This window comes from Lysobacter xanthus, from assembly GCF_047159895.1.
Genome location: NZ_BAAGAB020000071.1, coordinates 1 through 13,174 on the forward strand (window position 1 = coordinate 1; position 13,174 = coordinate 13,174).

Consider the following 13,174-nt stretch of genomic DNA (forward strand, 5'->3'; position numbering starts at 1 on the left):
CACATCGCGTCGTCGTGCAGGTGCCCGATGGCTTCGACACGAAGAAGCGCTGCGTCCTCGTGGCACCGGCCTCGGGCTCGCGCGGCGTCTACGGCGCGATCAGCGTCGCGGGTGCGTGGGGCCTCCCGCGTGGCTGCGCCGTGGCGTACACCGACAAGGGCGCCGGTACCGACTATTTCGATCTCGATGCGGGGCAGGGCCTTGCGCTCGACGGCACGGTGCACGCGCCCGGCGACGCGCGGCTCGCGTTCGAGCCGGCGTCGCGCACGGGCGGCGGCATCGCCTTCAAGCACGCGCATTCCGGCGACAACCCGGAAAAGGACTGGGGCCGCCATGTGAAGCAGGCGGCGCAGTTCGCGTTGCGCGCGCTCGACGACGCCTATCCGCAACAGGCGCCGTTCCGGTTCGACAACACGACCATCATCGCGGTCGCGGTGTCGAACGGTGGCGGCGCCGTGCTCCGTGCGGCCGAACTCGACGGCGACTGGCTCGATGCGGTCGTCGCGGGCGAGCCGAACGTCTATGTCGACGGTGCGCCGCCGCTGTACGACATCGCGACCGAGGCCGCGCTGCTGATGCCCTGCGCGCTGGCGCACCTCGGCGTGCCGCTGCCGCCCACCGCAGGGCCGTCGTGCGCGGTCGCGGCACAGGCCGGCCTCGTGCAGGGTGCGAGTGACGCAGATCGCGCGAATGACGCGTATGCACGACTGCGTGCCCGCGGCTGGACCGACGAAGCGATGCGCGCGGGTGCGATGAGCGCGGCGTTCGACCTCTGGAAGGCGGTGGCGGCGACCTACGCCTCGTCCTATGGACGCTTCGGTCCGAACGAACACCCCTGCGGATTCCGCTTCGCGCCCGTCGATGCCCGTGGTGCCGCGCGCGTCGCGACCGACGCCGAGCGCGCGGCCTGGTGGGCGGACGCGAGCGGAATCCCGCCCGGTGCCGGCGTCACGCTGTTGCCGCCCGACGGCGCGCCGATCGACGCGCTGCGCTGCCTGCGCGCGTTGTGGACCGGCGAGGATGCGAACGCGGCGCGGGTCCGTGCGGGCATCCGCGAGGCGCAGGCTTCGCTGCCGCGCGCGGGCATGCCGATCACGATCGTGCACGGCACCGACGACGGACTCGTGCCCGTCGCGTTCACGAGCGCGCCGTACGTCGCCGCCGCGAAGGCGGCGGGGCGCGACGTCCGCTTCTGGCAGGTCGAGCATGCGCAGCACTTCGACGCCTTCCTCGCGCTGCCGCCCGTGGGCGGCCAGTACGTGCCGCTGCTCCCCTACGTCTACGAGGCGCTCGACCGCACGTGGGCCCATCTCTACGACGGGGCGCCGATGCCGGGGGACGTGCGGGTGAAAACCGTTCCGCGCGGTGCGGACCCGCTGCTCGAGGCACGCCACCTGGCGATGCCGCGCTTCTAGCGCTTCGAGCGCGAAAAAAACGGCCGCTCGAAGCGGCCGTTCTTCTATTCAGCCCCTCGGGCCTCGCCCGCCGGGGCGCCCACCGCCACCCGGGCGACCGCCGCCCGGGCCGCCGGGCCCGCGTGCGCCGCCGCCGGGACGGCCGGGCCCCCGTGGACCGCCGGGGCCGCCCGGACCGCGAGCGCCGCCCGGGCCACCGGCACCGCGCGGACCGCCACCGCCGGGGCCACGCGGGCCACCCGGGCCGCCGGGCCGCGGGCCGCGCGGACGGTCGAAGCCGCCTGCGCCTGGGTTGGCGTGATCGGAAGGGAACGACGGCGCGCCGCCCGGATGCCCGTAGGGGGCCGAACGCTGGCCACCCGGCTTCGGACCACCCGGCTTGCGGCCGCTGCCTGCGCCGTACGGACCACCGCCGCCACCGCCTGCGCGATCGTCGCGGAAACCACCGCCGCCGGGGCCGCGATCGTCACGGAAGCCACCGCCGCCCGCCGGGCGCGGACCGCCCGGACGCGCGCCGCCGCCGCCGGGACGCGGACCGCCGCCGCCCGGCTTGCCGCCGAACGGCTTGCGCGGACGCCCGTCGGGATTGCGATGGCCGGCCGGACCGGTGTCCACGCCGTCCGGCACGTACCAGGTGCGGAACGCGGCGGGATTGCCGTCGGGCAGGGCACGCGGGCCCTTGTCGGCACGCTGCTTGAAAGGCTTATGGGCCTGCTTGGCCGCCGCCTCGCCGCTCACGGTGAGGCCGCCGGGCTTGCGCGGGCCGCCGCGACCGCGACCGCGCTCTTCGCGAACGTGGTCGAAGCGTCGCAGTTCGCGGCCTTCGTCGGCCGTGTTCTGTCCGCCGACGTAGCCGCCCTGGCTGCGCTCGCCGTTGAAGTGGATCGTCGACTTCGCGGCGCGACGCTGGCCGATCACCGGCTGCAGCGTGAGCGCCGACGGCGCGGCGTCCTCGAGGCCGAGGTCCGTGCGCAGATGTTCCACGCGCGCGGTCGGCAGTTCCTGCGACTGGCCGCGCAGCAGCTCGCGCGGCAGCTCGACGCCGCCGTAGCGCACGCGCTTCAGCCGGCTCACCTGGCAACCCTGCGACTCCCACAGGCGGCGCACTTCGCGGTTGCGCCCTTCCTTCACCACGACGCGAAACCAGTCGTGCGACTCGCTGCCGCCGATCTTCTCGATCTCGTCGAACTTCGCCGGGCCGTCGTCGAGCTGCACGCCCTTCGCGAGCTTCGCGATGATGTCGTCCGAGACCGTCTCCAGGCCTTCGGGCGCACGAACGCGGCAGACGTACTCGCGCTCGACTTCCTTCGACGGATGCATCAGCGCGTTCGCGAGCTCGCCGTCGGTCGTGAGCAGCAGCAGGCCGGTCGTATTGATGTCGAGTCGGCCGATGGTGATCCAGCGCGAGCCCTTCAGGGGCGGCAGCGCCTCGAACACCGTCGGGCGGCCTTCGGGATCCTCGCGGGTGGTCACTTCGCCTTCGGGCTTGTTGTACATCAGCACGCGCGGCGGCTCCGTCAGCGCGGTGGCGACGAACTGGCGACCGTCGAGGTCGACCTTGTCGCCCCCGCCGATGCTCATGCCGACCTGCGCGACCTCGCCGTTGACCTTCACCAGGCCGTCGGCGATGCGCTGCTCCAGCGCGCGTCGCGAGCCGAGGCCGGCCTGCGCGAGCACCTTGTGCAGGCGTTCCTCGAGGCGCGGCGCGGGGGCGGCGGGCTGTTCTCGCCGAAGCGTGAGCTTGCGGCCTTTTTCTTCACTCATTTTCAGTTGACTCCGCCGCATCGTTCGATGCGGTCGTCATGTCGGGAACGGTCGTCGTCTCGACGGCGTTGTCTTGCTCGCGGTCGTTCTCGTCTGCCGCGCGCATCCCCGGCGCGGCTTCGGGATCGACGATGCCATCGGCGTCATCGGGGAGTTCTTCGTCGCCCATGTCGAACACCACGGGGCGTTCGCGGCGGAAATCCAGGTCCGCACCATCGTCGTCGTCGCCGACATCGGCATCGGCATCGGCGTCCGCCGCGGTGTCGGCATCGACGACGGCGGCGGCCAGCGTATCGGCCTGCGTGTCCCCGCGCTGTTCATCGGCGTCGGCATCGTTCGCCGCGGCGTCCAGCGGGGCGCCTTCGGCAGCCTCGGCCACGCCTGCGACGATCCGCGCATCGACGCCCGCGCCCTGGTCGAACTGCAACTGCGGTTCGAGCTCGCCGATGTCCTTCAGTTCGGACAGGGGCGGGAGCTCGTCGAGGCGCTTGAGCCCGAAGTAATCGAGGAAGCCCTTGGTGGTGCCGAACAGCGCGGGCCGGCCCGGCACGTCGCGGTGGCCGACGACGCGAATCCACTCGCGCTCCTCCAGCGCCTTGATGATGTTGCTGCTCACCGTCACGCCGCGCACCTGCTCGATCTCGCCGCGCGTGATCGGCTGGCGATACGCGATCAACGCGAGCGTCTCGAGCGTGGCGCGGGTGTAGCGCGCCTGCCGCTCGGTCCACAGCCGCGTGATCCACGGATGCGCCTCGGCGCTGACCTGGAACCGGAAGCCGGACGCGACCTCGACCAGCTCGACGCCGCGGCTGCCGTTCTCGGCCTGCAGGTGCTCCAGCGCGGCCTCGATCCCGCCCGCGGGCGCGGGCTGGTCCTCGGGAAACAGGTCGCGCAGCTGCGCGAGCGTGAGCGGCTGGCTCGACGCCAGCAACGCGGCCTCGACGATGCGGTTGATCAGTGACTGATCCATTCAAACCCCTGTAGTGCGGCGATCGCGCGGGCCCGGTGGCCCGTCGCCGCGTGCATCGCGAGCGGCCTGCGATCAGGCCGCATCGTTCGCCACGTCGCCGTCGAACTCGCTCGACAATTCGATCTGGGAGGCGTCCTGCGTCAGCGCGAGCGACTTGACGTAGATCGGCGCGAGCGGCGCCTCCTGCACGATTTCCAACAACTGTTCCTTGGCGAGCGTGAGCATGCCGAGGAACGTGACCACCACGCCGAGACGACCCTCGCGCGCCTCGAACAGTGTCTCGAAGCGGTGGAAGCCGCCGTCGGACAGGCGCTCCAGCAACTCGGCCATGCGCTGGCGCACGGTGAGCGCGTCGCGCCGGATCGCATGCTGCGTGAACAGCTCGGCGCGGGTCAGAACGTCGCGCAGCGCCAGCAGCATTTCCTTGAGGTCCACCGGCGGCGGCATGCGCACCACGCTGCGCTCGGGCACGTGCGCCTGCACCACGGCGGTGTCGCGCTCGAGCCGGGGCAGGGCGTCGATGTCCTCCGCCGCCTTCTTGAAACGCTCGTATTCCTGCAGGCGTCGCACCAGTTCGGCGCGCGGATCCTCTTCCTCGCCATCTTCGTTCGTCACGCGCGGCAGCAGCATGCGCGACTTGATCTCCGCCAGCATCGCGGCCATGACCAGGTAGTCGGCCGCCAGCTCGAAGCGCATCTCGTGCATGGCGCCGATGTATTCGACGTACTGCTTCGTGATGTCCGCGACCGGGATGTCGAGGATGTCGAGGTTCTGCCGGCGGATCAGGTACAGCAGCAGGTCCAGCGGCCCCTCGAACGCCTCGAGGATGACCTCCAGCGCGTCCGGCGGGATGTACAGATCCTGCGGGATCTGCAGGACCGGCTGCCCATGCACCACCGCCAGCGGCATTTCCTGCTGCTGCGGTCGGCCGGGCGCGGCCGTTGCGGTCGGATTGTCCTCGGTCGCCTGCGGCGCGAGATCGTCGGTCATTCGGGACCGGCCCCTCCGGGCCTGGCACAGCACACTGCGGCTGGGACGGCCGGGCCGACCCTTCGGTGATGCGGACTGCGAAAACGATGCGGGCGACGCGCGCCGGGGCGCGGGGTCGGATTTCGCGATCGGGATGCCGGACGTGGGAGCGGGGGCTCCGCGGCGGCTGTCGCCTGCGGTCAGGTCGACGGACGGGGCTAGCGTACGGTGCGGGGGCGACGCTGTCCAGCAAGGCCGCCGGGCGTCGCTAGAATCGCCGCTCTTCCAGAAGGAGTGAGGCCATGTGGTACGTGATCGATGCGCGCGACGGCGCGGACGTGCTGCAGCGGCGACTGGAGGCGCGGCCGCGCCATCTGGAGCGCCTGCACGCCCTGCGGGACGCCGGCCGGCTGCTGCTCGCGGGCCCGTGCCCGGCGATCGACGCCGAGGATCCGGGCCCGGCGGGTTTCACCGGCAGCGTCGTGATCGCCGAGTTCGACTCGCTCGAGGCGGCGCGCGCCTGGGCCGCGGCGGATCCGTACGTCGAGGCGGGCGTGTACGCGACCGTCGACGTCCGGCCGTTCCGGCGGGTGCTGCCGTGAATCCGGCCGATCGCGTCGGCGCCATTCGCGACGCGCTCGAATCGGCGTTCGCGCCGATCGCGCTCGATGTGGTCGACGACAGCCATCGCCACGCCGGCCACGCGGGTGCGCGGGACGGTCGGGGGCATTTCAACGTGGCGCTGGTGAGCGACCGCTTCGCGGGCCTCGGTCCCCTTGCGCGCCATCGCGCGGTCTACGCCGCGCTGGGCGACCTGATGACCACGGACATCCACGCCCTGTCGATCGAAGCGCGCACGTCTGGCGAAGCCGGCGCCGCCTGAGGGCGGCGAGCGCCGCTCAGGGGCACCAGTGGACCTGGGTCGGCGCGCCGCCCGCGAGGCGGACCGCCGCGAGCGAGGAGCGGCGAGCGTCCGTCGTGGCCATCGCCGCGTCGAAGTGCGCGCGCTGCGCCGCGCCGCGCAGCAGCAGGATGCGGCACTGGCCGCGGGACAGGCCGAGCGGCGTAGCCGAAATGCGGCGGGGCCCTGGCGCCGCGCCGCTCGAGTACGAGGCGTCGATGCTGGCGTAGTCCTGCCGCGAGGCCACAGCACGCTCGTAGTCCGGCGAATCGGGGAACAGCGCCGCCACGTGGCCATCGTCGCCCATGGTAAGCAGCACGAGGTTCGGCGCCTGGCGGGCGTGCGCGTTCGCGATGGCGACAGCGTCCTCCACGCGTCGGCCCGCGAGCGTCAGCGGCTCCAGGCGGGCCGCGGCAGCGTGGTCGACCAGCAGGTGGCGCCGCAACGCCGCCGCGTGGCTGTCGGGATCGTCGGGCTGCAGCCACCGTTCGTCGACGAGTCCCACGTCCACCCGGTCCCAGTCGATCGGCGCCTTCGCGAGCGCGCGCAGCACGGGCGCGGCACGGTCGCTGGGCGACACGATCATGCGGGAGCGCGGCCGCAGCTGGAGGTCGCGCCGGAGCTCGCCCGCGATGGCGACAGCGGCGGCCCAGGTCCAGACGTGCGGGTCGCGATGCGCATGCATCTGCCAGCCGCCGGCCGGATCGGGCAGGCGCTCGGTCTGGGGCAGGGCGGCGGCGACTCCGAAAACCATGCGGGGATGATGCAGGTTCCATGCCCCGGGCGCACGCCGCAGGGCGGCACGGCGAGCCGGCGGCCCGCGTCCGGCCGCTATACTCGCCGGTCGCGCCGGCCGTCCGGCCGGCCGTGCACGCGAGCCCGCGCTCGCCCGAGGCCGTTACCTCCGCATGCGTCTTTCCACGATCAAGCTGTCGGGCTTCAAGTCCTTCGTCGACCCGACCACGCTCCACCTGTCGGGCAACATGACCGGCGTCGTCGGCCCGAACGGCTGCGGCAAGTCGAACATCATCGACGCCGTGCGCTGGGTGATGGGCGAGAGTTCCGCCAGCCGCCTGCGCGGCGATTCGCTGACCGACGTGATCTTCGCGGGCTCTTCGGCGCGCAAGCCGGTCTCGCAGGCGATGGTCGAGCTGATCTTCGACAACTCCGACCACACGATCACGGGCGAATACGCGGCGTTCAACGAGATCTCGGTGAAGCGCACGGTATCGCGCGACGGGCAGAGCCAGTACTACCTCAACGGCACCAAGTGCCGGCGCCGCGACATCACCGACCTGTTCCTCGGCACCGGCATCGGCGCGCGCAGCTACTCGATCATCGAGCAGGGGATGATCAGCCAGATCATCGATGCGCGGCCCGAGGACCTGCGCATGTACCTGGAGGAGGCCGCGGGCATCTCCAAGTACAAGGAGCGCCGCAAGGAGACCGAGACGCGCATCCGCCACACGCGCGAGAACCTCGACCGCCTGAACGACCTGCGCGAGGAAGTCGGCAAGCAGCTGCAGCACCTCGCCCGGCAGGCGCGGCAGGCCGAGCAGTACCAGGCGATCCAGTCGGAGCGCCGCGTCAAGGACGCCGAGTGGAAGGCGCTGGAATTCGGTGCGCTCGACCGCAAGGTGCAGGGCCAGCGCGAGAAGCTCGCGCAGCTCGAGACCCGCCTGCAGCAGCTCGTCGCCGAGCAGCGCGAGGCCGAGCGCCAGCTCGAGGAAGGCCGCGTGATGCGCGAGGAAGCGGCGGAACACCTGTCGCGCGCACAGGCCGAGAGCTACGAAGTCGGCGGCGCGCTCGCGCGCGTCGAACAGCAGATCCAGCACCAGCGCGAGATGTCCACGCGGCTCCAGCGCGCGCGCGACGAGGCGCTGACGCAGCTGTCGGAGATCGCGAGCCACATCGGCAGCGACCAGGCCCGGCTCGACGCCCTGCGCAATGCGTTGGAGACCGACGAGCCGCGGCTCGAAGCGCTCCGCGAGGAAGAGGTCGCGCGCAACGATGCGCTGCGCGATGCGGAGGCGAAGCTCGCCGACTGGCAGCAGCGCTGGGACGCCCACGCGCGTTCGCAATCCGATGCTTCCCGCGCCGCCGATGTCGAGCGCGCACGCATCGAGGGCCTCGACCGCATGGCGCTCGACGCCGAGCGTCGCCGCGACGCGCTGTCGTCCGAACGCGCGAGCCTCGACGTCGACGCGCTGGCCGAAGCCGCCTCGACCATCGTCGAGCAGCTCGAAACGCAGAAAATCGCCGTCGATACGCTCACGGGCGAACTCGACACGCGCAAGCAGGCCGTGTCCGCGCTGCAGGAGCGGCAGCGCGAAACGCAGGCGCAGCTCGCCGAGGTGCGCAAACAGGCGCAGGCCGCCCGCGGACGCCTGTCCGGCCTTGAAGCGCTGCAGGCTGCCGCGCTTGGTCAGGAGCAGGGCCGCGCGATGGACTGGCTGCGCGCGCACGGGCTGCAGGACGCCGGCCGCGTCGGCGAGTCGCTCGACGTCGACGCCGGCTGGGAAACCGCGGTGGAGGTTGCGCTCGGCCAGCTCATCGAAGGCGTGCTCGTCGAACGGCCGGAGGCGCTCGCGACCGAACTCGGCGCGCTCGGCGAGGGGCGGCTCGCACTGGTCGACGCGTCGCGCGGTGGCGCGGACGCCGCATCGACGTCGCTCGCCGCGCGCGTGCGCGGCCCGGCGGCGGTCCGCAGGATGCTCGCGCGCGTGCACGGCGCGGACGACCTCGCGTCGGGCGTGCGCCTGCTCGCCACGCTGCCCGAGGGCGACCTCGTCATCACGCGCACCGGCGAACGCCTCGGCGCGGGCTGGGTGCAGGTGGTGCGCGCCAGCTCGGCGACGCAGGGCGCACTGCTGCGCGAGCGTGAGATCCAGTCGCTGCGCGCGGAAATCGAAGGCCTGGTCGCCCGCGAACGCGAGCTGGACGCGCTGCTGGTCGAACTGCGCGACCGCCTGCTCGTCGCCGAGCAGCACCGGGAGGACGCCCAGCGCGGGCTGTACATGGCGCACCGCGCGGTCAGCGAACTCGGCGGGCAGTTGCAGAGCCAGCAGGGCAAGGTCGACGCCGCGCGCGGTCGCATCGAGCGCATCGACGCCGAGCTCGAACAACTCGCACAGACGCTGGAGTCCGCGCGCGAACAGGGTCGCCTGGCGCGGGGCAACCAGGAAGACGCGGTCGTCCGCATGTCGGAACTGGAAGATGTGCGGATCGAACTGGAGGCCGAGCGCCGCCGCTTCGGCGAGATGCGCGACGCCGCGCGCAACGCGGCGCGGGAGGCCCGGGACACCGCGCATGCGCTCGCGCTGACGGTCGAGTCGCAGCGGGCGCAGCTTTCCGGCCTCACGCAGGCGCTCGACCGGATGACCGGCCAGCGCGGACAGCTGGATTCGCGCCTTGGCGAACTCGCCGCGCAGCTCGCCGACGGCGATGCGCCCGTGCGCGAGCTGGAGGAACAGCGTCAGGTCGCGCTGGAGCAGCGCGTGCTCGCCGAGCAGAAACTCACCGCGGCGCGCACCGCGGTCGACGGCATCGACCACGAGCTGCGCGGTTTCGAGCTCATCCGCCAGCAGCGCGACGAGCAGTCGCTGCAGCAGCGCGAGGCCATCGGCCAGCGTCGCCTCGAACTGCAGGCGCTCGCGCTCAAGGCCGAGCAGCTTTCGCAGGCGATCGCCGATGCGGGCTTCGTGCTCGAGGACGTCGCCGCGACCCTGACCGACGAGATGGATGCGCAGGTGTGGGAACGCGCGGTCGTCGAGCTCGATGCGAAGCTGCGCCGGCTCGAGCCGGTCAACCTTGCGGCGATCCAGGAACATGCCGAGGCGGCGCAGCGCAAGGATTACCTCGACGCGCAGAACACCGACCTGACGACGGCGCTCGAGACGCTCGAAGATGCGATCCGCAAGATCGACCGCGAGACGCGTGGCCGCTTCAAGGACACGTTCGACCGCGTCAACTCGGGCATGCAGGAACTCTATCCGCGACTCTTCGGCGGCGGGCATGCCTATCTCGAGCTGACCGGCGAGGACCTGCTCGACACCGGCGTCGCGATCATGGCGCGACCGCCCGGCAAGCGCGTGTCGAACATCTCGCTGCTCTCCGGCGGCGAGAAGGCGATGACGGCCGTCGCGCTGGTCTTCGCGATCTTCCGCCTCAACCCCGCGCCGTTCTGCCTGCTCGACGAGGTTGACGCGCCGCTCGACGAAGCCAACGTCGGCCGCTTCACGGCGATGGTCAACGAGATGAGCGAGCAGGTACAGTTCCTGTTCGTCACCCACAACAAGGTCACGATGGAAGCCGCACGGCAGCTCATGGGCGTCACCATGCGCGAGCCCGGCGTGAGCCGACTCGTGTCCGTCGACCTCGCCGAAGCCGCGCGTCTCGCCGGCGCCGCCTGACCGAAACCACGGAGCGCTCCATGTCGGACATCACGATGATGCGGATCTGGATCTTCGTCGCCATGGTCGTGCTGGTCGGCGCGATCATCGCGTTCGGGCGCCCGAAGAAGCCGGGCCAGGGTCGACGCGTCTCGCGCGGCGAAGGCGGCCGGGTGGAGCCGACGCTCGGCGAGCAGCTCGAAGCCGAACTCGCCGCCGACGACGCGACGCCCTCGCAGGCGAGCCTCGACCTCGATGCGTCGCCCGCGCCCGCCAAGGACGAACTCGGCAAGCGCACGACCGAGGAGTTCGACAAGATCGTCACGCTCTACCTGGCCGCGCGCGCCGGCCAGTTGCTGCTCGGTCCGGACATCGTCGTGGCCGCCGAGAAGGCCGGGCTGGAGTACGGTTACATGGGCGTCTTCCACCGGCTGGTCGAAGGCCACCCCGAGCGCGGCCCCGTCTTCAGCGTCGCGAACATCATGAAGCCCGGCAGCTTCGACATGGCCAACATCCAGGAGCTGAAGACGCCGGCGATCGCGTTCTTCCTGACGCTGCCGGCACCCGTGTCGGCGCTCGACGCCTGGGACACCATGCTGCCGACCGCGCAGCGGATGGCGGAGCTGCTCGATGGCGTCGTGCTCGACGAGCAGCGCAATGCGATCGGTCGGCAGCGCATCGCGCACCTGCGCGACGAGCTGCGCGCCTACGATCGCCAGCGCGAAGCGCCGCCGCTGACGCGTCCGGGACGCTGGTAACGGCCACGACGCACTCACGGGTCGCGGCTAGACTGGCCGCGGTTCGCATCGAGGTGGCGCCATGATGGGCAGGGGACTCCAGCGTTCGCGGCACGACCGCATGGTCGCCGGCGTGGTCGGCGGCATCGCCCGGCGTTACGGTTGGAATTCGACGCTGCTGCGCGTGATCTATGTGCTGGTCTCGATCATGTCCGCGGGTTTTCCGGGCATCCTGGTCTACCTCGTCGCCTGGCTGCTGATCCCCGACGAAGGGACCTGAGGCGGAATGCCGGCACCGCACCAGCCGCCCGAGTTCCGGGCTGCCCTCGAGCCTGGTCGCGGGCGGATCCATCCGGCCCTGCTCGCGCTCGGGATGGTCTGGACGTTCCCCAACACCGCCGTCGGCCTCCTGCTGGGCCTGCTCGGCATCGCGTTCGGTGCGCGTCCGACGCTGCGTCGGGACGACCTCGCCTGCGTCTTCCAGCGCTGGCCGTGGGGTCCGGGCGGAGCGCTGACGCTCGGCAACGTCATCCTGCATACGGGAGACGACCTCAACGTGCACTGCCGCACCTATGCCCATGCCGCGGGCCTCGCCGAGGAGCCGCCGGTGCCGCTCGCGATGCACGAGCGCGCGCACGTGCTGCAGTACCTCGCGCTCGGTCCGCTGTTCCTGCCCGCCTATCTCGCCTGCGGCGGGGTCGGCGTGTGCAACCGGTTCGAGCGCGCCGCCGACCGGTATGCGGCGACCGGGCGGGGCTGGTGGCCTTGGCCCGCGCCACCGCTGCCGCGACCGCCGTCGCGCGTCGCCGACGAGCGGTCGCATCGGGGTTCCGCCGGCGGATAAGTTGGCGGTCGGGAGAGGTAATCCGAACGCGTACGCGCAGGGAGGCCTCATGGAGTTCAAAGCCTATCGCCGGAGCGACGGTGCCTACCTGCTGGTGCCGGACTGCCTCGTCGCATCGCGCGAGGCACAGGCGCGGCACGGGCCGCTGACGCTCGCCGCCCGTTTCGATGCCGACCTCGTGTCCGGCGACCCGCTGTGGCAACGCGTGCTCGAGGACATCGACCGCCAGTCGTACGCGGTGATCCGACGCGAGAACGGCGACGCGCTGCTGCGCGCGACGGTGTACCGCGCGACTGCCTGATCGCGGGGTGCCTCAGGCCCCCGTCTTGGAGTGCGGCGCCTCGACGTCCTTGGACTCGGTCGAGTCCTTCTCGCGCAGGACGATCGACAGGACCACGAGCGAGACGACGGAGAGGAACTCGCTCTGCCAGTTCTGGAAGGATTCGAACCATAGCGGGGCGCTGAACAAGTACTCCCCGATCGACACGGCGGCCGTCTCGCCATGCTGCAGCTGTTCGTCGAGATGGTGGCGCCAGCTGTTGTGGGCATGGCCCGCAAAACTGAGTACGAACAGCAGGAGCAGGACGCCCGACAGCGAATGCTCGTACAGCTTGCGTGCGATGCCGCCGCGGCGCACCGGCCACGGACGCTCGTCGGCCGGCACGGGTTCGGGTGGCGATTCCTCCGAGGGGTCGAGCGGGCGCGACTCGGCCGCGCCCCGCTGCCGCAGATAGGCGGTGAGCAGCACGAACAGGCCCATCTGCAGGAATTCGCTCTCCCAGTTCTCGAACAGCGAGGACAGGAAGTGCGACTCGGTGACGTACGAGGCCACCGACTCGGCCGGCTGCCCGTGCGACTTGCGGTCCTCGGTGTCGACGCGCCAGCCCGTCAGCACGTGACCCACGAGCGTCAGGACCATGAGGGCGCTGAAGACCAGCGTCAGGCTGTTGCGACCGAAGAAGCTGTCGCGCACCGCATCGCGGGAGATCGCCTTGGCCATGACCGCTCCATCGAAGTTCGGGGGTGCGTAGCGAGCGGGGCCGTACAGCCGGTGCGAAAGCCGCGGGGCGCTTGACGAAACGGTTCAGGCGACGCGCGTCGCGACCGTGGTGCCGGAAGTGGGACTCGAACCCACACGCTTTTAAGGGCGGCGGATTTTGAGTCCGCTGCGTCTACCGATTCC

At 71.5% G+C, this 13,174-nt stretch carries 13 protein-coding genes; 8 read left to right on the plus strand and 5 right to left on the minus strand.

Translation table 11 applies throughout. The annotated features are described in order from the left end of the window. On the plus strand, positions 1-1,415 hold a 1,415-nt coding region (locus ACY35P_RS13260), incomplete at its 5' end, for a 3-hydroxybutyrate oligomer hydrolase family protein (RefSeq protein ID WP_462116312.1). 48 nt (positions 1,416-1,463) lie between these two features. On the opposite strand, the gene ACY35P_RS13265 is transcribed toward ACY35P_RS13260, so the two are convergent. The 3 genes from ACY35P_RS13265 to ACY35P_RS13275 form a co-directional block, all read right to left on the minus strand. Then, a complete protein-coding gene (locus tag ACY35P_RS13265; protein WP_462116314.1) occupies positions 1,464-3,179 on the minus strand; it encodes a pseudouridine synthase in 1,716 nt (571 codons plus the stop codon). Further along, positions 3,172-4,149: an SMC-Scp complex subunit ScpB gene (gene scpB / locus ACY35P_RS13270; protein ID WP_462116315.1), complete on the minus strand. Its 978-nt coding sequence runs from the start codon at positions 4,147-4,149 to the stop codon at positions 3,172-3,174. Before scpB ends, ACY35P_RS13265 begins: the two co-directional genes overlap by 8 nt. A 72-nt stretch (positions 4,150-4,221) precedes the next feature. After that, complete coding sequence (locus tag ACY35P_RS13275; RefSeq protein WP_462116316.1) at positions 4,222-5,139, minus strand: segregation and condensation protein A; 918 nt, start codon at positions 5,137-5,139, stop codon at positions 4,222-4,224. A 281-nt stretch (positions 5,140-5,420) separates the two neighbouring features. Between ACY35P_RS13275 and ACY35P_RS13280 the strand changes: the two genes are divergently transcribed. Both ACY35P_RS13280 and ACY35P_RS13285 read left to right on the plus strand, forming a co-directional pair. Then, positions 5,421-5,720 (plus strand): YciI family protein, encoded by a 300-nt coding sequence (locus ACY35P_RS13280; RefSeq protein WP_462116317.1) that lies wholly within the window; start codon positions 5,421-5,423, stop codon positions 5,718-5,720. Then, a complete protein-coding gene (locus ACY35P_RS13285) occupies positions 5,717-6,001 on the plus strand; it encodes a BolA family protein (protein WP_462116318.1) in 285 nt (94 codons plus the stop codon). The genes ACY35P_RS13280 and ACY35P_RS13285 overlap by 4 nt, the downstream gene beginning before the upstream one ends. Positions 6,002-6,017: 16 nt before the next feature. On the opposite strand, the gene ACY35P_RS13290 is transcribed toward ACY35P_RS13285, so the two are convergent. Next, entirely contained in the window at positions 6,018-6,773 is a 756-nt protein-coding gene (locus ACY35P_RS13290) for a 6-phosphogluconolactonase (RefSeq protein ID WP_462116319.1), read from the minus strand. A gap of 154 nt (positions 6,774-6,927) precedes the next feature. Here ACY35P_RS13290 and smc point away from each other — a divergent pair, with 154 nt between their 5' ends. The 5 genes from smc (at position 6,928) to ACY35P_RS13315 (ending at position 12,292) form a co-directional block, all read left to right on the plus strand. Beyond that, entirely contained in the window at positions 6,928-10,431 is a 3,504-nt protein-coding gene (gene smc, locus ACY35P_RS13295; protein WP_462116320.1) for a chromosome segregation protein SMC, read from the plus strand. Positions 10,432-10,451: 20 nt separating this feature from the next. Next, positions 10,452-11,168 (plus strand): cell division protein ZipA, encoded by a 717-nt coding sequence (gene zipA, locus ACY35P_RS13300; RefSeq protein WP_462116321.1) that lies wholly within the window; start codon positions 10,452-10,454, stop codon positions 11,166-11,168. 64 nt (positions 11,169-11,232) lie between these two features. Further along, positions 11,233-11,427, plus strand: coding sequence for a PspC domain-containing protein (locus tag ACY35P_RS13305; protein WP_462116322.1), 195 nt, complete (start codon positions 11,233-11,235; stop codon positions 11,425-11,427). 93 nt (positions 11,428-11,520) lie between these two features. Beyond that, entirely contained in the window at positions 11,521-11,991 is a 471-nt protein-coding gene (locus ACY35P_RS13310) for a hypothetical protein (protein ID WP_462116325.1), read from the plus strand. Between the two features lie 49 nt (positions 11,992-12,040). Continuing rightward, positions 12,041-12,292, plus strand: a complete 252-nt coding sequence (locus ACY35P_RS13315; protein ID WP_462116323.1) for a hypothetical protein — start codon at positions 12,041-12,043, stop codon at positions 12,290-12,292. A 12-nt stretch (positions 12,293-12,304) separates the two neighbouring features. Here ACY35P_RS13315 and ACY35P_RS13320 read toward each other — a convergent pair whose 3' ends face one another. Continuing rightward, on the minus strand, positions 12,305-12,991 hold the full coding sequence (locus ACY35P_RS13320; protein ID WP_462116324.1) for a DUF6766 family protein: 687 nt from the start codon (positions 12,989-12,991) through the stop codon (positions 12,305-12,307). Positions 12,992-13,174: the final 183 nt, after the last annotated feature.

Excerpts from the sequence above, each read along its gene's own strand:
- ACY35P_RS13265 (WP_462116314.1), bottom strand. The coding sequence starts at position 3,179 with ATGAGTGAAGAAAAAGGCCGCAAGCTCACGCTTCGGCGAGAACAGCCC.
- scpB (WP_462116315.1), bottom strand. The coding sequence starts at position 4,149 with ATGGATCAGTCACTGATCAACCGCATCGTCGAGGCCGCGTTGCTGGCG.
- ACY35P_RS13275 (WP_462116316.1), bottom strand. The coding sequence starts at position 5,139 with ATGACCGACGATCTCGCGCCGCAGGCGACCGAGGACAATCCGACCGCA.
- ACY35P_RS13280 (WP_462116317.1), top strand. The coding sequence starts at position 5,421 with ATGTGGTACGTGATCGATGCGCGCGACGGCGCGGACGTGCTGCAGCGG.
- ACY35P_RS13290 (WP_462116319.1), bottom strand. The coding sequence starts at position 6,773 with ATGGTTTTCGGAGTCGCCGCCGCCCTGCCCCAGACCGAGCGCCTGCCC.
- smc (WP_462116320.1), top strand. The coding sequence starts at position 6,928 with ATGCGTCTTTCCACGATCAAGCTGTCGGGCTTCAAGTCCTTCGTCGAC.
- zipA (WP_462116321.1), top strand. The coding sequence starts at position 10,452 with ATGTCGGACATCACGATGATGCGGATCTGGATCTTCGTCGCCATGGTC.
- ACY35P_RS13305 (WP_462116322.1), top strand. The coding sequence starts at position 11,233 with ATGGGCAGGGGACTCCAGCGTTCGCGGCACGACCGCATGGTCGCCGGC.
- ACY35P_RS13310 (WP_462116325.1), top strand. The coding sequence starts at position 11,521 with ATGGTCTGGACGTTCCCCAACACCGCCGTCGGCCTCCTGCTGGGCCTG.
- ACY35P_RS13315 (WP_462116323.1), top strand. The coding sequence starts at position 12,041 with ATGGAGTTCAAAGCCTATCGCCGGAGCGACGGTGCCTACCTGCTGGTG.
- ACY35P_RS13320 (WP_462116324.1), bottom strand. The coding sequence starts at position 12,991 with ATGGCCAAGGCGATCTCCCGCGATGCGGTGCGCGACAGCTTCTTCGGT.